22 protein-coding genes and 1 pseudogene are annotated in these 18,612 nt (G+C 70.3%); 11 read left to right on the forward strand and 12 right to left on the reverse strand.

Translation table 11 applies throughout. The annotated features are described in order from the left end of the window. Positions 1–44: 44 nt before the first annotated feature. Entirely contained in the window at positions 45–920 is an 876-nt protein-coding gene (locus F3T56_RS31930) for an undecaprenyl-diphosphate phosphatase (protein ID WP_149828831.1), read from the forward strand. A 19-nt stretch (positions 921–939) separates the two neighbouring features. On the opposite strand, the gene F3T56_RS48445 is transcribed toward F3T56_RS31930, so the two are convergent. Further along, positions 940–1,131 carry a GIY-YIG nuclease family protein gene (locus F3T56_RS48445; RefSeq protein ID WP_246204097.1) on the reverse strand — a complete coding sequence of 64 codons (192 nt, stop codon included), beginning with the start codon at positions 1,129–1,131 and terminating at the stop codon, positions 940–942. A 47-nt stretch (positions 1,132–1,178) separates the two neighbouring features. Next, a pseudogene (locus F3T56_RS49855) lies at positions 1,179–1,355 on the reverse strand (hypothetical protein); the annotation flags it as partial. Positions 1,356–1,570: 215 nt separating this feature from the next. Here F3T56_RS49855 and F3T56_RS31940 point away from each other — a divergent pair. Then, entirely contained in the window at positions 1,571–1,750 is a 180-nt protein-coding gene (locus F3T56_RS31940) for a hypothetical protein (RefSeq protein ID WP_149828832.1), read from the forward strand. Beyond that, entirely contained in the window at positions 1,747–2,337 is a 591-nt protein-coding gene (locus F3T56_RS31945) for a chloramphenicol phosphotransferase CPT family protein (protein WP_149828833.1), read from the forward strand. The genes F3T56_RS31940 and F3T56_RS31945 overlap by 4 nt, the downstream gene beginning before the upstream one ends. Before the next feature lie 14 nt (positions 2,338–2,351). Here F3T56_RS31945 and F3T56_RS31950 read toward each other — a convergent pair whose 3' ends face one another. Continuing rightward, positions 2,352–3,092 carry an SDR family NAD(P)-dependent oxidoreductase gene (locus tag F3T56_RS31950; protein ID WP_149828834.1) on the reverse strand — a complete coding sequence of 247 codons (741 nt, stop codon included), beginning with the start codon at positions 3,090–3,092 and terminating at the stop codon, positions 2,352–2,354. A gap of 221 nt (positions 3,093–3,313) precedes the next feature. Here F3T56_RS31950 and F3T56_RS31955 point away from each other — a divergent pair, with 221 nt between their 5' ends. The 3 genes from F3T56_RS31955 to F3T56_RS31965 all read left to right on the forward strand — a co-directional run bounded on the left by F3T56_RS31955 (position 3,314) and on the right by F3T56_RS31965 (position 6,718). Beyond that, positions 3,314–4,354, forward strand: a complete 1,041-nt coding sequence (locus F3T56_RS31955) for an expansin EXLX1 family cellulose-binding protein (RefSeq protein WP_246204098.1) — start codon at positions 3,314–3,316, stop codon at positions 4,352–4,354. 58 nt (positions 4,355–4,412) lie between these two features. After that, entirely contained in the window at positions 4,413–5,402 is a 990-nt protein-coding gene (locus tag F3T56_RS31960; RefSeq protein WP_172639236.1) for an NAD(P)-dependent alcohol dehydrogenase, read from the forward strand. 131 nt (positions 5,403–5,533) lie between these two features. Further along, positions 5,534–6,718: a serine hydrolase domain-containing protein gene (locus tag F3T56_RS31965; RefSeq protein WP_149828835.1), complete on the forward strand. Its 1,185-nt coding sequence runs from the start codon at positions 5,534–5,536 to the stop codon at positions 6,716–6,718. Here F3T56_RS31965 and F3T56_RS31970 read toward each other — a convergent pair. Then, positions 6,715–7,356 (reverse strand): DUF4291 domain-containing protein, encoded by a 642-nt coding sequence (locus F3T56_RS31970; protein WP_149828880.1) that lies wholly within the window; start codon positions 7,354–7,356, stop codon positions 6,715–6,717. The two genes, F3T56_RS31965 and F3T56_RS31970, sit on opposite strands and share 4 nt — an antisense overlap. Before the next feature lie 122 nt (positions 7,357–7,478). Here F3T56_RS31970 and F3T56_RS31975 point away from each other — a divergent pair, with 122 nt between their 5' ends. Continuing rightward, positions 7,479–7,973, forward strand: coding sequence for a nuclear transport factor 2 family protein (locus F3T56_RS31975; protein WP_149828836.1), 495 nt, complete (start codon positions 7,479–7,481; stop codon positions 7,971–7,973). 110 nt (positions 7,974–8,083) lie between these two features. Further along, positions 8,084–9,667, forward strand: coding sequence for an apolipoprotein N-acyltransferase (lnt, locus tag F3T56_RS31980; protein ID WP_149828837.1), 1,584 nt, complete (start codon positions 8,084–8,086; stop codon positions 9,665–9,667). Here lnt and F3T56_RS31985 read toward each other — a convergent pair. Then, positions 9,579–10,496, reverse strand: coding sequence for a Gfo/Idh/MocA family protein (locus F3T56_RS31985; RefSeq protein WP_149828838.1), 918 nt, complete (start codon positions 10,494–10,496; stop codon positions 9,579–9,581). The genes lnt and F3T56_RS31985 overlap by 89 nt on opposite strands. Before the next feature lie 80 nt (positions 10,497–10,576). Here F3T56_RS31985 and F3T56_RS31990 point away from each other — a divergent pair, with 80 nt between their 5' ends. Then, positions 10,577–11,089: a DinB family protein gene (locus F3T56_RS31990; protein ID WP_149828839.1), complete on the forward strand. Its 513-nt coding sequence runs from the start codon at positions 10,577–10,579 to the stop codon at positions 11,087–11,089. Positions 11,090–11,219: 130 nt separating this feature from the next. Continuing rightward, positions 11,220–11,723, forward strand: a complete 504-nt coding sequence (locus tag F3T56_RS31995; protein WP_149828840.1) for a hypothetical protein — start codon at positions 11,220–11,222, stop codon at positions 11,721–11,723. A 55-nt stretch (positions 11,724–11,778) separates the two neighbouring features. Here F3T56_RS31995 and F3T56_RS32000 read toward each other — a convergent pair whose 3' ends face one another. From F3T56_RS32000 to F3T56_RS32030, 7 genes are all read right to left on the reverse strand, one after another. Then, on the reverse strand, positions 11,779–12,300 hold the full coding sequence (locus F3T56_RS32000) for a tetratricopeptide repeat protein (RefSeq protein WP_149828841.1): 522 nt from the start codon (positions 12,298–12,300) through the stop codon (positions 11,779–11,781). 153 nt (positions 12,301–12,453) lie between these two features. Then, on the reverse strand, positions 12,454–13,137 hold the full coding sequence (locus tag F3T56_RS32005; protein WP_149828842.1) for a uracil-DNA glycosylase: 684 nt from the start codon (positions 13,135–13,137) through the stop codon (positions 12,454–12,456). A gap of 134 nt (positions 13,138–13,271) precedes the next feature. Beyond that, positions 13,272–14,852, reverse strand: coding sequence for an ABC transporter substrate-binding protein (locus F3T56_RS32010; RefSeq protein WP_149828843.1), 1,581 nt, complete (start codon positions 14,850–14,852; stop codon positions 13,272–13,274). A gap of 188 nt (positions 14,853–15,040) precedes the next feature. Continuing rightward, positions 15,041–15,808 carry an SDR family oxidoreductase gene (locus F3T56_RS32015; protein WP_149828844.1) on the reverse strand — a complete coding sequence of 256 codons (768 nt, stop codon included), beginning with the start codon at positions 15,806–15,808 and terminating at the stop codon, positions 15,041–15,043. A gap of 12 nt (positions 15,809–15,820) precedes the next feature. Continuing rightward, positions 15,821–16,582: a 3-oxoacyl-ACP reductase FabG gene (gene fabG, locus F3T56_RS32020; protein WP_149828845.1), complete on the reverse strand. Its 762-nt coding sequence runs from the start codon at positions 16,580–16,582 to the stop codon at positions 15,821–15,823. A 155-nt stretch (positions 16,583–16,737) separates the two neighbouring features. Beyond that, positions 16,738–17,148: a DUF3037 domain-containing protein gene (locus F3T56_RS32025; protein WP_149828846.1), complete on the reverse strand. Its 411-nt coding sequence runs from the start codon at positions 17,146–17,148 to the stop codon at positions 16,738–16,740. Continuing rightward, the gene (locus F3T56_RS32030) at positions 17,145–17,900 is read right to left on the reverse strand and encodes a HipA family kinase (RefSeq protein ID WP_149828847.1); all 756 of its coding nucleotides are present in this window, start codon (positions 17,898–17,900) and stop codon (positions 17,145–17,147) included. The genes F3T56_RS32025 and F3T56_RS32030 overlap by 4 nt, the downstream gene beginning before the upstream one ends. 217 nt (positions 17,901–18,117) lie before the next feature. Here F3T56_RS32030 and F3T56_RS32035 point away from each other — a divergent pair, with 217 nt between their 5' ends. Further along, complete coding sequence (locus F3T56_RS32035) at positions 18,118–18,612, forward strand: Rieske (2Fe-2S) protein (protein ID WP_149828848.1); 495 nt, start codon at positions 18,118–18,120, stop codon at positions 18,610–18,612.

Below are 18,612 nucleotides of genomic sequence, written 5' to 3' on the forward strand. Positions count from 1 at the left end.
CATCCGTCGGCTCTCAACGATCAGCGCTTGGACCACGTAACTTCATGTCTTGGTTTGAATCCCTCATCCTCGGACTCGTCCAGGGGCTGACCGAATTCCTCCCTATCTCCTCCAGCGCGCATCTGCGCCTGACGGCGGCCTTCTCCGGCTGGGAGGACCCGGGAGCGGCCTTCACCGCGATCACGCAGATCGGCACCGAGGCGGCGGTGCTGATCTATTTCCGCAAGGACATCGCCAAGATCATCTCGGCGTGGTCCCGTTCCCTGTTCAACAAGGAGCTGCGCGGCGACCACGACGCGCAGATGGGCTGGCTGGTCATCGTCGGCTCCATCCCGATCGGTGTGCTCGGTGTGACGCTGAAGGACCAGATCGAGGGCCCGTTCCGCGACCTGCGCATCACCGCCACCACGCTGATCGTCATGGGCATCGTCCTCGGCGTCGCCGACCGTCTCGCCGCCCGCGACGAGACCGGCGGCAAGCACCGCGCCATCAAGGAGCGCAAGTCGCTGGAGCAGCTCAGCATCAAGGACGGCCTCATCTACGGCCTCTGCCAGGCCATGGCCCTCATCCCCGGCGTCTCCCGCTCCGGTGCCACCATCAGCGGCGGCCTCCTCATGGGCTACAAGCGCGAGGCCGCGGCCCGCTACTCCTTCCTCCTCGCCATCCCCGCGGTGATCGCCTCCGGCGGTTACGAGCTCAAGGACGCGATGGAGGGCGGCCATGTCTCCTGGGGCCCGACGATCTTCGCCACGATCATCGCCTTCTTCGTCGGGTATGCGGTCATCGCCTGGTTCATGAAGTTCATCTCCACGAAGAGCTTCATGCCCTTCGTCTGGTACCGCATCGCCCTCGGCATCGTGATCGTCGTCCTCGTCTCGACGGGCACCCTGAGCCCGCACGCGGGCGAGTCGGGCGGCTGACCCCGGGCGCCCGCCCGTCCTACGTTCCGACGGGCAACTCCCGTGCTCTTTGACGAGCTTGGGCCCGTAGGTCTTTCAAGTGGCCGTAGAAGGCGTTGTGGTGGTTCTGGTCCAGGTTCAACGGGACGTCGAGCTCGGAGATGAGCCTGGACTCCAGGGTCCACGGCTCGTTCTGCTCGATCCAGCACACACGCGCGTGTCCGCCATCCACCGGCTCAGGGCAGCCTCGCCGGCCTTGCCGAAGGTCATCCGCTCGCTGCTGCCCACGCGGCGCAACTCAAGCCCGAGCAGGCACCCGAGGGTGAGCCGCAGTGTCGAGCCGGACGCGTTGCCCGGTAGTGATCGCGCACGCGCTTGCGCAGGTTCTGTCGGCTCCACCAAGGTCGTCGTCGGCGGAGAGGAGTTGAACTCGGCCGCGGGCGTGCACACCTGCATCGCAATCGCGGCGGGTTCGTTCGTGACCGCCACGGTGGCGGCAATCACCCTGGCACAACGGCAACGCCGCACGCCGCCGGTCAGCTCTGGTTCCCCCGGTCAGTACGCCTCGTGCCGTCAAGCGGACGTCCCAACTCCCTTCCGTGACCAACCACATACGGCATCCGTAGCCGCCCAGTAGCGCGCTGTCAGTTCTTGCGCCTACGCTGGTCGGCATGTCCCCCGATTCCATTAGCCGTGGTTCCGTGCGGTCTGCCGCCGACTTAAACGACCAGATCCGAGCGCTGTGGCGGCGCGCGGGCGGGTCACTGTCATCCCAGGAGCGCGCGGAGTACGAGCTGTTGGTGGTGGAGTGGGCCGCGGCGATGCGCGGAGAGGTCATCGAGGCAGCGTGAGCGGCCCGGGGAAGGGTGCCGCCGAGTTGGACCACGGCCCCCGGGGACTGGTCATCTTCCTGAACGGCACGTCCAGTTCGGGTAAGTCGAGCATCGCCGCCGCGCTGCTACGGGTCCTCGACGAGCCGTACTTCCATATGCCGGTCGACGCGTTCCACGCCATGCGTACGAGCCGGGAGATACCGCCCGAGCGGCTCCCGTCCGTGCTGCACAACACCTGGCGCGGCTACCACCGCGCGGTCGCCGGCATGGCCGCCGCGGGCAACAACGTCGTGGTGGACCACGTCCTGAGCGAGGAATGGCGGCTGCGGGACTGTCTCGACCTGTTCGTGCCGCAGGACGTCGTGTTCGTCGGGGTGCACTGCCCCCGGGCCGAGCTCGAACGACGCGAGCGGGAGCGGGGCGACCGGCCGTCGGGGCTGGCAGCACGGCAGTTGGCGCAGGTACACGCGCATGGGATCTACGACGTCGAGTGCGACACGAGTACCGCCGCCCCTCTCCCATGTGCGTTGCGCATCAAGGAGTTCCTGCCGCACCGGCCCACGCCGACCGCGTTCCGGCGGCTGCTCGACAAGCAGCGCGGCTGAAGCTCACCCGGCGCTCACCGCCCTCCGGCCACCCTCAGCACCGCGCCCGTCGTGTACGAGGCTTCCGGGGACATGAGCCAGGCGATGGCGGAGGCGATCTCGTCGGCGCGGCCCGGGCGGCGCAGGGGGATGGACGCGGCCAACCGCTCGGGACGCTCCGGGTCGCCCATCCTCGCGTGGATCTCGGTGTCGATGACGCCGGGAGCGACCGCGTTGACACGGATGCCGTCCGGGCCGAGTTCCTTGGCGAGCCCGGTGGTCAGCGCGTCGACCGCGGCCTTGGTCGCCGCGTAGTGGACGTACTCGCCGGGGCTGCCCAGCGTGGCCGCCGCCGAGGACACGTTCACGATCACCCCGCTGCCCCAGGCCGCCATCGCCTTGGCCGCCCGGCGCGAACACAGCAGCACACCAAGGAGGTTGACCTCGACCACCCGGCGCAGAACGGCCGTGTCGGCGTCGGCCAGCCTGCCGAACCCGCCCGTCACCCCGGCGTTGTTGACCAGCCCCGTCACCGGCCCGAGCCGTTCCGCCGCCGTCTCGAAGAGCCGGTCCACGTCGGCCTCCACCGACGTGTCCGCCTTGACGGTGACACACCGGGCCCCGTTCGCCCGTACCCCCGTCGCGATCCACTCGGCGGCCGCGCCGTCGTTCACGTACCCCACCGCCACGTCGTGCCCGTCCGCCGCGAGCCGCAGACAGGTCGCGGCACCGATCCCCCGGCTGCCACCCGTGACCACCGTGACCGGACGTGACATCCCAACCTCCCTGATACGAACGGCTGTTGCGGTCCTCAAGACCCACCGAGCCCAATGATCGATCATCCTACGATCACAGTGCGAAAGCCGGTGACAAAGCCCGGCAACCTTTCCGGGCCCGGCGGCCACTGGTGAGTTGGAAGCTCCTTTCCCTGGAGTCTCACCCGAACCACGTGTTCACCCGAACCAGGTGTTCGCCCGACCCGCGCAAGGACTCATCCGTGGCATCCCGTTCCCACCGTTCCGACGGCCGCCCTCCGGGCCACCCTTCCCGCCGCCCGCGTCGCCGCCCCACCAGCCATCCCTCCCGCCCGAAGTGGCGCGCCGCGCTCGTCTCCGTCGTCGCCGTGGCGGCCGTCGGGCTCGTCGCGTCGCTGGTCATGGCCCTGAGCCCGGGTGGCGAGGCCGATGCCGGGGATGCCAGGTCCGCCGGGGACTCCAGGAGTGCGCGGGATGCCGCGGCCACGCCCGCCGCCGGTGCCCGAGCGAGCGCACCGCAGACGGCACCGGAGCGGAAGCCGTCCACGGCGTCCCCGACCTCGACCCCGACGGCGGGCAAGAAGCGCCCGAAAGCGACCCCGACCCCACCGCCCGAGCCCACGCCGCCGGCGGCCAGGAGCACCCCGCAGTCCGGGTCCGCACCGTCGGCGGGACGCATCCGGCCCGGCACCACCTACGAGGGGGTCGCCACCTTCTACGACGCCGGGAACGGCGACGGCGCCTGCTCGTACGGCCCGACCGACGACGTCATGACCGCGGCGATGAACCACACCGACTACGAGACGTCCAAGGCGTGCGGGGCATACGTACGCGTCCGGGTGGCGAGCGGCACCTCCGTCACGGTCCGCATCACCAACGAATGCCCCCTGCCCTGTGCACCGGGCCAACTCGACCTCAGCGCTCAGGCCTTCGCCAAGCTCGCCGATCCGTCACGCGGCCAGATCCCTATCACATGGAGTCTGCTGAGCCCGGACACCTCCGACACGATCTCGGTCCGGTACAAGACCGGCTCAAGCCGCTACTGGTGCGGGATCCAGGTGATCGGCCACCGCAATCCGGTGGCACGCCTGGAGGTCAGCGCCGGCGGCGGTTGGCGCCAACTGCCCCGTACCGAATACAACTACTTCCTCGCCGAGGACGGCAACGGCTGCGGCGGCACGATCAGGATCACCGACATCCACGGAGAGCGACTGACCGTCGACGGGGTCGCTGTGCGTCCCGAGGCCGTGCAACCGACCCGGGTCCAGTTCGCGAAGCGCTGACAGCACTGGCAGCGCCCCCCCATGTCGGGCACGGCGGATCGCCGCTAGGGTTCGCCCCATGAAGGCCGCCGTGCACGACCGGTACGGGCCGCCGGACGTGGTCCGGATCGCCGAGGTGGACAAGCCCTCGGTCGGCGACCGTGACGTTCTCGTCAGGGTGATGGCGACGACGGTCAACCGCACGGACTGCGCCTACCGTGCGGCCAGGCCCTTCTTCATGCGTGCGGCCACCGGTCTGGCCCGGCCGCGCCGTACCGTCCTCGGGACCGAGTACGCGGGAGTGGTGGACGCGGTCGGCGGCGGGGTCACGTCCTTCGCCGTCGGTGACCGGGTCTTCGGGTACAACGAGGACGCGTTCGCCTTCGGAGCCCATGCCGAGTACCTGTCGGTCCCGGCCGACGGTGCCATCGCGACCATGCCCACGAACGTGACCTTCGAGGAGGCCGCACCCGGCACCGAGGGCACGCACTACGCCCTGGCGTTCATCAGGAAGGCGAACATCCGGGCCGGCCAGGACGTCCTCGTGCACGGCGCGACCGGCGCCATCGGCTCGGCGGCGGTGCAGCTCCTCAAGCACCACGGGGCCACCGTGACCGCCGTGTGCGGCCCCCCGCACCTGGAGCTGGTGAAGGGCCTGGGCGCGGACAGAGTCGTCGGCCACACGGCCCACGAGTTCACCCACGACTTCACCGAGGACGAGCAGCGCTACGACGCGGTGTTCGACGCGGTCGGCAAGAGCACCTTCGGCCGCTGCAAGCGGCTGTTGAAGCCCGGCGGGGTCTATCTCTCCTCGGACCTGGGCCCCGGCTGCCAGAATCTGCTCCTCCCGCTTGTCACGCCCTTGTTCCGCGGCCGGAGGGTCAAGTTCCCCTTCCCGAAGCAGGACCAGGAGATGGTGCGGTACCTCAGCGGCCTGATCGAGACGGGCGCGTTCAGGGCGGTCATCGACCGGCGGTACCCGTTGGACGAGATCGTCGACGCCCACCGATATGTCGAGACGGGCCAGAAGATCGGCAACGTCGTCATCACCGTCCATCCGCTGGACTGACCTCGGCGGTCTCTCTCCCCCTGGTTCGCGGAGCCGTTCGGCCGAATAGCTCAGGCTCGCGAGCACCCGGACGCCGTCCCTGCCCATGCTGGGTGTGCCCTGCCCCGCCAAAACGCTCCCCCGGGACCCCCATGCCGCACGCGCCCCGCCCCCGTCCCCGCCTCCGCCTGGCGCTCATCGGACTCCTCGGCGCCTCCTGCCTCGGCGGCCTGATCGCCGCCCCGGCAGCGGGCGCCGCCACCGCCCCCGGAGACGAACACACCCTCCAACGGCAGCTCGACGAACTGGTCACCACCAGCGGCGGGCCCCCCGGCGTCATCGTCGTCCTGCGACGCGGAGACACGTCACGCGTCCTCCGCGCAGGCGTCGCCGACCTGGAGACCGGCCGTCCGATCCAGCCCACCGACCACATGCGGATCGCCAGTACAGCGAAGGCGTTCAGCGGTGCCGTAGCACTTCGCCTGGTACAACGCGGCGTCCTCGGCCTCGAAGACACGATCGGCCGCCGACTGCCCCGGCTGCCGCACGCATGGCGGAAGGTGACCCTCCGGCAGCTGCTGAACCACACGAGCGGGCTGCCCGACTACAGCGCGGACCCGGAGTTCCTGGAGCTGGTCCTGGCGGATCCACGCCGCACCTTCGACCCCCGCAAACTGCTGGACTTCGTGGCCGACGAACGGCTGCGGTTCCGCCCGGGCTCCCGGTACCGGTACTCCAACTCCGACAACATCGCCGTCGCCCTGATGGCGGAGGCGGCGACCCACCGGCCGTACGAAGAGCTGCTCCGCCACATCGTCAGCCGGCCGCTCGGTCTGCGCGACACCAGCCTCCCGCTCGGCTACGAACTGCCGGAGCCGTACATGCACGGCTACGACGTCCGACCGCCCGGGCCGCCGGAGGACGTCAGCGAGGTGTTCAGCGCCTCCGGTTCGTGGGCCTCGGGCGGGATCGTGTCCACCCCGCGCGACATGACGCGGTTCATCCGTGCCTACGCCGCCGGAGAGCTGACGTCCAGGGCGGTTCTGCGCGAGCAGCGCCGCTGGGTCGAGGGGGCGTCCGAACCGGCCGGCCCCGGCCGCAACAGGGCAGGCCTCGGCATCTTCCGCTACGACACCCGATGCGGGGTCGTGCTGGGGCACACCGGGAACACCCCCGGCTACACCCAACTGATCGCCGCGACGCCCGACGGACGCAAGTCGCTCACCTTCTCGCTCACCACCCAGATCAACAGGACGGCCGACCCGGCCCTCCTGGAGCGACTCCGCACGATCGAGGAGAACGCGGTCTGCACGCTCCTCCGCCGGAACCGCGGCTAGGCGCGCAGGTGGGCCAGCACCTCGTCCTCGACGGGGTACGGACGCTCCTCGGGCAGCAGCCCGGCCGCCGCGTCGAGCTCCCCCGCCCGTACGTGGCCGTGGATCTCCCTGGCGAGCGGCGTCACATCCTCGATGCCGACGATCCACTCGTCCGCGTACCGGGCCGCCGCCTCGCCCGCCAGGCCGAGCTGCAACGAGCGGTACGGCAGCGGGTTCAGCCGCAGATCGCGCTCGGGGTCCCACTGCACCCGCGCGGGCGAGCGCCGCAGCTCCCGTTTCCAGGCGGCCTCGTTCTCGTGCAGCCCGCTGACGTAGTGCGAGAGGCAGGAGTTCCGCAGGGCCCACTCGAAGCCCTCGCGGCCGATCTCGACGGCCAGGACGGTCTCCTGCCCCTCCTTCAGGCCCCAGCCGCAGCGGTACATCATCCACAGGAACGACGGCTTGATCCATGTCATCCGGTCCCGCTTCCACACGGCCGGGAAACGGCCGTCGCGCGCGGCCGGGCCACCGATCTCCGGACGGTAGGCCTGGTAGACGGTCACGGTGTCCGCCGTGTGGCGGGCACGGACACGGAACCTGGGCTCCGTTGCTCGTTCTACTTCTTCACGTACTTCTTCACGTACTTCTTCACGTTCGATGTCACTCACAGAGATCAGATTCGATCAATTCCGTGCCCCGGAGCCACCGAATATCGGCTCCGCCGCATGTCGCCGCTGCACGCCCCTTGGCGTGGCGAGCCTCCTGCCCCAAGACTGAGCCGATGACGCAGCGTGTGGAGCTCGCCACAGTGATGGACCGGCTCGCCGTCGACGGCCTGATCACCGACTACGCGGTGGCGGTCGACGACGGCGACTGGGCGGCGTACCGGGACCTGTTCGCACCGGACGGCCGCGCGGACTACCGCTCGGCAGGCGGCATCGAGGGCGACGCCGCGCAGGTCGCCGGATGGCTGGCCCGGAGCATGGAACTCTTCCCGATGCGGCAGCATCTGATCGTCAACCGGAGGGTGCGGTTCGGCTTCCTGGAGCAGGACACCGGCGACACCGCCCACGTCCAGGCGGACTACATCAATCCGATGCGCTTCGCCGGACACGACGGCGGCTCCACGGCCCCCGACTTCATCTGCGGCGGCCGCTACGCCTTCGCCCTGGTCCGTACCTACGACGGCTGGCGGCTGCGCGAGGTCGTGGTCCAGGAGAAGTGGCGCCGCACCCCGGAAGGCCTCACCACCGAGCAGAGCCCGTCCCCGGCCTGAGCCCACCAAGGCCGGCCAAGCCCTCCGAGTGCCCCTCCCCGCGCCCCCTGTCGGAGATCGTCCCGGGCGCGCACACTGGAGACACCCACCACCGGGGAGGGAGGCGCTGTATGAAGACGCCCGACTGGCTCGCCTCCCCATGGCGGCGCCGTCTCGCCGTCGCCGTGGCCGGCGCGCTGCCCGTGCTCGCCTTCCCGGAGCCGTCCCTGTGGTGGTTCGCGTACGTGGCCCTGGTGCCCTGGATGCTGATCGTCCGCACGGCGCCGACCGGTCGGCGGGCGGTGTACGACGGCTGGCTGGGCGGCTTCGGGTTCATGCTGGCCATGCATCACTGGCTGCTGCCGAACCTGCATGTGTTCACCTTCGTCCTGGCCGCCCTGCTCGGCGTGCTCTGGACGCCCTGGGCCTGGCTGGTGCGCCGTCTCCTGGCCGGGGAACCCACGGCCCGGCGGGTGGCCGCCGCGCTGCTGGTCCTGCCGTCGGGCTGGCTGGTGATCGAACTCGTCCGTTCCTGGCAGGGGCTCGGCGGGCCGTGGGGTCTGCTGGGGTCCAGCCAGTGGCAGGTGGAACCCGCGCTGCGGCTGGCCTCGCTGGGCGGGGTCTGGCTGATCAGCTTCCTGGTGGTGGCCGTGAACGTCGCGGTCACCGTACTGGTCGCGATACGGCCCGCCCGCATCCCGGCGGTCGCCGGCCTGGTCACGGCGGTGATCGCGACCTCGGCCGCCTGGATGTGGTCGCCGCGTCCCGACGAGGACGGCCTGGCACGGATCGCCGTCGTGCAGCCGGGCGTGACCAAGGGCCCCGACAACCGGTTCGCCCGCGAGGAGGCCCTCACCCGCCAACTCGCCGGTCAGGACCTGGACCTCATCGTGTGGGGCGAGAGCAGTGTCGGCTACGACCTCGCCGAGCGGCCCGACCTCGCCGACCGCATCGCCGCACTCTCCCGCGAGACGGACTCGAACATCCTCGTCAATGTCGACGCCCGCCGCTCCGACCGCCCCGGCATCTACAAGAGCTCGGTGCTCGTCGGCCCCGACGGCCCGACCGGCGCCCGCTACGACAAGATGCGGCTGGTCCCCTTCGGCGAGTACATACCGGCGCGCTCCCTGCTCGGCTGGGCCACCTCGGTCGGTGAGGCGGCCGGTGAGGACCGCAGGCGCGGCAGCGGGCAGGTGGTCATGGACACCGGCGGCGGACTGCTCGTCGGCCCCATGGTCTGCTTCGAGAGCGCGTTCCCCGACATGAGCCGCCATCTCGCCGAGGACGGCGCCGAGTTGCTGCTCGCCCAGTCGGCGACCTCGACGTTCCAACAGAGCTGGGCGCCGGAGCAGCACGCTTCGCTGGCCGCGCTGCGGGCCGCCGAGACCGGCCGCCCGATGGTGCACGCGACACTCACCGGGGTTTCCGCCGTGTACGACCCGAGCGGTGACCGCGTCGGCTCCTGGCTCGCCACGAGCGAGAGCACGACGGCGGTGTACGAGGTCCCGCTGGCCGACAGTACGACGCCGTACGTGCGATTCGGCGACTGGCCGGTCTACGCGGCGCTGCTGATGCTGGTGGCGTGGGGCGCCTCCGACGGCGTACGGGCGGTACGGGCGGTACGGGTCAGGCTCGGCCGGGGGCGGACCGGTCCTCCACCGCCCGCACCACCCGCTCGCACATCTCGTGAGTCGCCAGCGCGTCCCGTGCGCTGAGCACCTTGCCCGCGCGCACGGCGTCGAGGAAGGCGAGCACGGCCTGCTCGATACCGCGCTGCCGGGCCACCGGCACCCAGTCGCCGCGCCGCCTTATCGACGGCTGCCCCTTGTGGTCGATGACCTCGGCGAGGTTGACCACCTGCCGTTTGGTGTCCTGCCCGGAGACCTCCAGGATCTCCTCCGCCGAGCCGCTGAGCCGGTTCATGACGCCCAGCGCGGTGAACCCGTCCCCGGACAACTGCAGCACGACATGGTGCAGCAGCCCGTTCTCGGTGCGGGCGCGCACGGTCATGTCCTCGACCGGCCCCGGCACCAGGAACCGAAGGGTGTCGACGACATGGATGAAGTCGTCCAGGATCATCGTGCGCGGCCGCTCGGGCAGGCCGATGCGGTTCTTCTGCATCAGGACCAGCTCACGCGGATGGTCGGCGCACTGTGTGTACCCGGGCGCGTACCTGCGGTTGAAGCCGACCGCGAGGCCCACGTTCCGCTCCTCCGCGAACCGCACCAGCCGTGCGGAGTCGGCGAGTTCGTACGCGAGCGGCTTGTCGACGTACGTCGGCACGCCCGCCTCAAGGAGCCGGGCGACGATCTCGGGGTGGGCCCCGGTCGGTGCGTGCACGAAGGCCGCGTCGAGCTCCTGGGCGAGCAGCGCGTCGAGGTCGGCGTGCCGTTGGCCGGGCGGGAGATGGAGGCTGTCGGCGACCCGGGTGAGCGTCGCGGGTGTCCGCGTCTGCACATGCAGTTCGACCCCGGGCTGGGTGCCGAGCACGGGCAGATAGGCCTTGCGCGCGATGTCGCCGAGTCCGATGCAGCCGACCTTCACAGGGGATCTCCCGTCCGCGGTGTGCCGAGACCCCAGGATATGCATGGTCGCGCAGGCACCCGGTGAGCGAAGATGCGGGCATGACCACGCAGCGCACCGAACCCTCCGTCACCGCCGGCGAACGGGCCATGCTCGAAGGCTGGCTCGACTACCACCGCGAGACCCTCGCGCTCAAGTGCGCGGGCCTGGACGACGACCGCTTGAGGACGGCCTCGGTGCCGCCCTCGGAGCTGTCCCTGATGGGTCTCGTACGGCACATGGCCGAGGTGGAGCGCATCTGGTTCCGCAAGGTGCTGGTGGACGACGACCAGGGGCCGATCTACTTCAGCGACGAGGACCCGGACGGGGAGTTCCACCTCACCGAGCAGGACACCTGGGAGGAGGCGCACGGCACCTGGCAGGCCGAGATCGCGGTCGCCCGGCGCAACGCGGCGCGCTTCGCCCTGGACGAGACCAGCAAAGCCGTGCACAGGCGCTCCGGTCAGTCCCCCAGCCTGCGCTGGATCTACACCCACATGCTCGAGGAGTACGCACGGCACAACGGGCACGCCGACCTGCTCAGGGAGCGGATCGACGGGGCCGTCGGGTACTGAGACGGGGCAGTGGGACGGAACCGCCCATTACCGCACGCCGCACCGCAGTCGGAGCCGGACGTCACCCATGTGGGGGCATCCTTCGCCCGTTCCCTCCCCAAAGCGGCCCGGACACAGGAGAGTTGCGCGCGTGCATCGACCGACCACCACCGCAACGCTCCTGGTCACCGTGGCCGTCTCGGCCCTCACCGGCTGCGTGACCACGCAAAACCCGCCCGCCTTACCGCCCGTCCCGTCCCAGCCGTCCCAGCCGTCCCAGCCCCGCCCGGACGGCACGACCGAGACCCAGATCGTGCAGGCGCCGGCGCGGGAGGCCCTGGAGCTGATCGGCCCGCCCCGCCGGCCGACGCCGAGCGCGTCCGTGGCACCCGAGCCGCCCACATCAAGGCCCACCGCCGTGCCCCCAACACCCACCGCTCCCCCACCCCGGGCCGAACGGCCCGCCCCTCCGAAGCAGCACAAGCCACCGAAGACCCAGCCCCGCGTCGAGCTCCCCCGCGTACCCCACGGCCCCAAGGGCATCCCGACAGAGCCGCCGAAGAGCGAGCACGTCTGCGCCCTCGGCCACAAGTACGGCGGCTGGGGCAAGGACACCCCGCAGGCGGTCATCTGCAAGGACGTCTACGGCCCTTGAGGCCCCCGGCCCCGCCCTTGCCCGACACCCCGCCTCGCCCCGCCAGGTGACCTCGCTAGGGCCGCTGTCTCGGCGGCCCCGGCGTCTCCCCTCCGACGGAACCCTCCGCGTCGAGCTGGGCCTCCAGACGGGCGAGGGCGGACCGGATGCCGTCGCCGTAACCGTCGTCGCCCAGCGCCCCGATCGTGCCCTTGGCCAGGCGCAGATGGCTGCGGGCGGCGTCGTGGCGGCCGAGCTTGGCGTAGTCGGCGGCGAGGTTCAGATGCAGCGAGGGGTAGAAGCCACGGACCGCGAGCCCCTGGTGATGCTCCGCCACCCGCCCGTCGGTCAGCTCGTCGGCCGCCGACAACGCCCTGAGGTCCCAGGCCAGTTCGTCGTTCGGGTCGTCCTGGGTGTCCGCCATGTAGTGCGCCAGCGTGCAGCGGTGGAGCGGGTCCCCGTCCTCGCCGATCTCCGCCCACAGCTTCAGGAAACGGTCCCGGGCCTCCTCGCGGTCACCGCCGTGGTGCAGCATGACGACCTGCCCGATCCGGGTCATCATGGCGTCCGGCGCCGCCTGCTCCTGTCGCTCCACCACCGCGTCCCTCCACACTCGTCGCCCCTGTCCCACCTGTCCGTCCCGACGCTAACGGCAGGCACTGACAATCCCCGTCAGGCGGCTCCGTACGGCCGCGGGGGCGCCCCGGCGGCCGTACGACAGGTGGACAGAGCAGGGCGGACGGGCGGCAGGTCAGCCGAGGTTCGGGATCGTCCAGTCGATCGGCTCGTGGCCCTGCTGGGCGACGGCCTCGTTGATCTGCGTGAACGGGCGGGAGCCGAAGAACTTCTTGGCGGACAGCGGCGAGGGGTGGGCGCCCTTCACGACGACATGGCGCTCCTCGTCGATCAGCGGGAGCTTCTTCTGCGCGTAGTTGCCCCACAGCACGAAGACGGCCGGGTCGGGGCGATCGGCCACCGCGCGGATCACTGCGTCGGTGAACTTCTCCCAACCCTTGCCCTTGTGCGAGTTGGCCTCGCCGGAGCGGACCGTGAGGACCGCGTTGAGGAGCAGCACGCCCTGCTCGGCCCACGGCATGAGATAGCCGTTGTCCGGGATCGGGGTGCCCAGCTCCGCCTGCATCTCCTTGTAGATGTTCCGCAGCGAGGGCGGGGTCTTGACCCCCGGCCGCACGGAGAAGCACAGGCCGTGGCCCTGGCCCTCGCCGTGGTACGGGTCCTGGCCGAGGATCAGCACCTTGACGTTCTCGTACGGCGTGGCGTCGAGGGCGGCGAAGACCTCCTCGCGCGGAGGGTAGACGGGACCCTTGGCACGCTCCTCCTCGACGAACTCGGTGAGTTCCTTGAAGTAGGGCTGCTGCAGCTCGTCCCCCAGGACCCCGCGCCAGGACTCGGGCAGCATGGCGATGTCGGTCACGTCAACTTCCTCCGGTGTGCGCTCACTTCACGGCCGCGCAGAAGTCACGGCCATGGGCGGCCACGTGAGGCGCGGCCGCCGTCAGAGCACAGAACCTACAGGCGCCCACTGACAATCGCGCCCGGCCCCCGGAACTACCAGCTGGTCTTCCAGGACAGCTGCCACATCATCATCATCGTCGCCGGGTCGATGACGTTCTCCAGACCGGCGATCTCCTCGTTCGCGGCCGTGTACGCCTTGCCCTGCCACAGCGGAATCAGCCGCGCGTCGTCCACGAGGATCTGCTGGGCCTTCTCGAACTCCTCGGACACGGCCCCGCGGTCGCTCTCCGCGCGTGACCGCGGAATCAGCTCGTCGGTGATCTCGGGCGCGTCGTACGGGGTGCCGAGCGCATTCTGCTCGCCCACGAAGGGCGCGATGAAGTTGTCGGCGTCGTTGAAGTCGGGGTTCCAGCCGCGACCGAACACCGGGTACTCGCCCTTCTGGTATCCCTCCGAATAGGTCTTCCAGGGGCGGCTCTTCAGCGTGATCGTGAACAGGCCGGAGGACTCGAGCTGGCGCTTGAGCTCCTCGAAGGCCGGCTTGGTCTGGGAGCCGTAGCGGTCGGTCGTGTACCAGAGCGTCAGCGGGACGCGCTCGGTGATGCCCGCTTCCGTGAGGATCTTCTTGGCCTTGGTGGCGCTCGGGTTGCCGTAGTCGTCGAAGAAGCCCGTCGTGTGCCCCACCAGACCCCTGGGGATCATGGAGTACAGCGGCTCGACGGTGTCCTTGTAGATGTTGTGCGCGAGCGCCGGGCGGTCGAGGACCTGGGCGACCGCCTTGCGGACGGCGGGGTTCTTGGCCCAGGTGTCCTTGGGGTTGAAGACCAGGTAGCTGATCTCCGTGGTGGGGTTCTCGACGATCTGGAGGCCCTGTTCGTCGTGGTTGGCCTCGATGTCAACGATGTCCGAGGCGCCGAGACCTCGGTAGATGACGTCGATCTCCTTGGACTTCAGGGCCTTGACCACCCCGGCCGAGTCCGCGAAGTAGCGGATGGTGATGCCGCTGTTCTTGACGTCCGCTATGCCCTGGTAGCTCTCGTTGGTGGTGAGCTCGGCCGCCTCGCCCTCCTCGAAGGAGGCCAGGTTGTACGGCCCGGAGCCGATGATCTTCCCGTCCTCGCGGAGCTTGTCCGCGGGGTACTCCTCGGGGTCCACGATCGACATGGCGGGCGTGGTGAGCACGAGGGGGAAGGTGGCGTCGGGCTGGCTGAGGTGGAAGACGACCTCGCGGTCACCCTTCGCCTGCACCCGGGAGAGCGTGCCCAGCAGACCCGCGGGGCCGCCGTTGACGTTGATCTTCTTGATCCGGTCGAACGAGTGCTTGACGGCCTTGGCGTCCAGCGCGTGTCCGTTGGAGAACTTCAGGCCCTCACGCAGCGTGCAGCTGTACGTCGTGCTGTTGCTGTCGGTGAACTCGCAGCTCTCGGCGGCGTCGGGCTCGGGCTCGGTACCGCCGGGCGAGTAGTTCAGGAGGGGCTGATAGACGTTGCGCATCAGCTCCCAGGAGCTGTCCCAGGCGGCGGCCGGGTCCAGGGTGCTGGGTGGGCTGGTGGTGCCCACGACGATCGGATCCGCGTCTTCGGAGGCGTCCGAGGAGAACACACCACACCCGGCCACCATGGATATGGACGCGATCGCCGCGAGAGGCGGCAGGAATCGGTTCCGGTTGAACACGTGCATGCTCCTCGAAATGCCGTACGCAAGTGGCCGAACGATACCGCAGGCCCCGCCCGTCGCTCCCGCCCGGCTGACAGTGCTCTTGGCCGCTCCGTTTGTGACGGCCTCGTCGAGCTGGTGTGAGGGTCAAGGCCGGGCACCGGTGGCATCTGGTGAAACACCCATCGGTGCCCGACCGCGACGGGTCAGCCGACCCCGGCGTTGAGGAAGATGCCGCCGTCCACCACAAGCGTCTGACCGGTGATCCAGTCGGACTGCTCGGAGGTGAGGAACGCGGCGGCGCCGCCGATGTCGGAGGGCACACCGAGCCGGCCGAGCGGGTAGGACGCGGCGGCCTCGGCCTCCCGGCCCTCGTACAGGGCCTGGGCGAACTTGGTCTTCACCACGGCGGGCGCGATGGCGTTGGCCCGCACCTTGGGCGAGAACTCGTGCGCCAGCTGCACGGTCAAATTGATCATGGCGGCCTTGCTGATGCCGTACGCGGCGATGAACGGCGAGGCCGAGACCCCGGCGACGGAGGCGATGTTGACGATCGCGCCGCCGTTGTCCTTCTGCCAGGCGTGCCAGGTCTTCTGGGCGAAGCCGAGGGCCGAGAGGACATTGGTCTCGAACACCTTGCGCGCCACGTTGAGGTCCATGTCGGCGATCGGGCCGAACACCGGGTTCGTACCGGCGTTGTTGACCAGGAAGTCGACGCGGCCGAAGGCCTCCATGGTGCGCTCGACGGCGAGCGCCTGGTGGGCCTCGTCGTGGGCCTTGCCCGCCACACCGATGACGCGGTCGGCGCCGAGCTTCTCGACGGCCTCCTTGAGGGCGTCCTCGCCCCGGCCCGTGATGCACACCCGGTCGCCGCGCGCGACGAGGGCCTCGGCGATGCCGTAGCCGATGCCGCGGCTGGCGCCGGTGATGAGGGCGACCTTGCCCGAGAGCTCGGGGAGTTCCACCGAAGTCATGTTCCCGATCCTTTAGTTGAGCGGTCCGCCGGCGACGTACAGCACCTGGCCGGAGACGAACCCGGCGTCCTCGCCCGTGAAGTAGGCGATGGCTCCGGCGATGTCCTCCGGCCTGCCGACGCGCTGGACGGGGATCTGGGTGGCGGCCGCGGCCTGGAAGTCCTCGAAGTCCATGCCGACGCGGGCGGCGGTGGCGGCGGTCATGTCGGTGACGATGAAGCCGGGCGCGACGGCGTTGGCGGTGACGCCGAACTTGCCGAGCTCGATGGCGAGGGTCTTGGTGAAGCCCTGCAGACCGGCCTTGGCGGCGGAGTAGTTGACCTGACCGCGGTTGCCGAGCGCCGAGGACGAGGACAGGTTGACGATCCGGCCGAACTTGGCGTCCACCATGTACTTCTGACAGGCCTTCGACATGAGGAACGCGCCGCGCAGGTGCACGTTCATGACCGTGTCCCAGTCGGACGCGCTCATCTTGAACAGCAGGTTGTCGCGGAGCACGCCCGCGTTGTTCACGAGGATGGTCGGCGCGCCCAGCTCCTCGGCGATACGGGTGACGGCGGCCTCGACCTGGGCCTCGTCGGAGACGTCGCAGCCGACCGCGAGCGCCTTGCCGCCGGCGGCGGTGATCTTCTCCACGGTGTCCTTGCACGCGGCCTCGTCGAGGTCGATCACCGCGACGGCACGCCCCTCGGCGGCCAGTCGTACGGCGGTCGCGGCGCCGATGCCACGCGCGGCACCCGTGACCACGGCGACACGCTGCTCAGTGGTGGACATTGCTGGTTCTCCTCGCCCTTTGGGATGCGGCTCCGGCGGCCGCCCATCGGGTGAGCGACCGCTTAGTACCTTCAGCACACGTGACGCTAGAAGTCCTGGCACCCGGTGTCAACGCTCCACCAGGTGTGATCCCTTACCGCGTCCTCGCCGGGGCCTTACTTGACCAGCAGATCGAGCAGCCGCGCGGCCTCCGCCGCCGGGTCCGCGGTGAGCCCAGTGTGCACGGGTCCCGCCTGCACGACCGTGGAACGGGGCGCGACGAGCCAGCGGAACCGCCGCCCGGCGTCGTCGCGGGCGGCCTGCCCCGCGGCCTCACCCCCGGCGCACACGCCCTCCACGGCGCGCAGCGCGGCCCGTACGCCCGCCACGTCCGCCCCGGGGTCCAGGGCGAGCAGCCTGGCCTCGTCCAGGTGCGTACGGGCGGCCACGAGGGCCCGGGAGCGGCTGTAGACGAGGACGCCCGCGTTGAAGCACTCGCCGCGCTCGATGCGCGGTACGACCCGCAGCAGCGCGTACTCGTAGACGTCCTGCCCGGTCGCCCCGGTCGCCAGGAATCGGTCGCTCACTTGATCCCCTCGATGCGTTCGTGAATGCCGGTGGCCCGCGCGAGCAGCGGCTCCGCGTACGCCCGCCGCAGCGCGTCCGGCGTGTCGAAGCCGGGCTCGCCGGCCAGCCACACGTCCGGGATCTCGGCGGTGACCTCGGCGAGCAGGTCCTCGGTGACCAGGGGCGCGAGCTCGGCGGCGGCCGCCGCGACATCGGGGCCGAAGCGGGCGAGGGCGTGGTCGGAGGCGTCGTACGGTTTGGCGGCGGAGGTGCGGGCGCCGGGCCAGTGGTGGTGCCAGATCATGGTGGCGCCGTGGTCGATCAGCCACAGCTCGCCGTGCCACATCAGCATGTTGGGGTTGCGCCAGGAGCGGTCGACGTTGTTGATCAGCGCGTCGAACCAGACGATCCGCCCGGCCTCCTCGGGGCTCACCGTGAAGGCGAGCGGGTCGAAGCCGATCGCCCGGGTCAGGAAGTCCATGCCGAGGTTGGTGCCGCCGCTGGACTTGAGCAGCTCCTGGACCTGCTCGTCGGGCTCGCCGAGGCCGAGGACGGGGTCGAGGTCGACGGTCACGAGGCCGGGGACGCGCAGCCCGAGCCGCCGGGCCAGCTCACCGCAGACGACCTCCGCGACCAGCGTCTTGCGGCCCTGTCCCGCGCCGGTGAACTTCAGGACGTACATTCCGCGGTCGTCGGCCTCGACGAGCCCGGGGAGCGAACCGCCCTCTCGCAACGGCGCGATGTACCGGGTCGCGCTGACTTCTTTGAGCATCGTCCCAGGTTACTGGTGGTGGTGTGGGCCCCCGTGGGGCGACCCGTCGGATCGACCCGTCGGGTCGGGGCCGCCGATCGACAGGTGAACGACAGCTCTGGTTCACGCCGTTCTCACCCCGGAGGGACCAGGATGTGGTCCCTGTCTGAACGTTCAAGCACTGCCCCGTCGTATCCATGGGCGAACGTGCAAAGCCATCTCGGAAGGAACCGTCAGCATGACCAGCGAAACGATGAAACCCGCGTCGATTCCCGGCCGCCGCACCGTCATGTCGGCGGCCGGCGTGGCGGGCCTCGCCGTCGCGCTGACCGCGTGCGGGTCGAGCGACGACTCGTCGAGTTCGTCGGCCTCGGCCGGCGCCCAGGACGACAGCTCCACGAGCAGCGGCAGCGCGAGCGGTGGTGACAGCGCCGGCTCGGGCGGTGGCACCGAACTCGCCAGGACCTCCGACATCCCCGAGGGCGGCGGCAAGATCTTCGAGAGCGAGGGCGTGGTCGTCACCCAGCCGGCGGCCGGCACCTACAAGGCGTTCTCCTCGACCTGCACCCACAAGGGCTGCGCCGTGAAGTCGATCGCCGACGGCGTGATCAACTGCCCCTGTCACAACAGCAACTTCTCCATCACCGACGGCAGCGTGGAGAGCGGCCCGGCGACCAAGGCCCTGCCCGCCAAGGAAATCAGCGTCAGCGGAGAGTCGATCATGCTGGCCTGA

Source organism: Streptomyces tailanensis, from assembly GCF_008386495.1.
Lineage (GTDB): Bacteria > Actinomycetota > Actinomycetes > Streptomycetales > Streptomycetaceae > Streptomyces > Streptomyces tailanensis.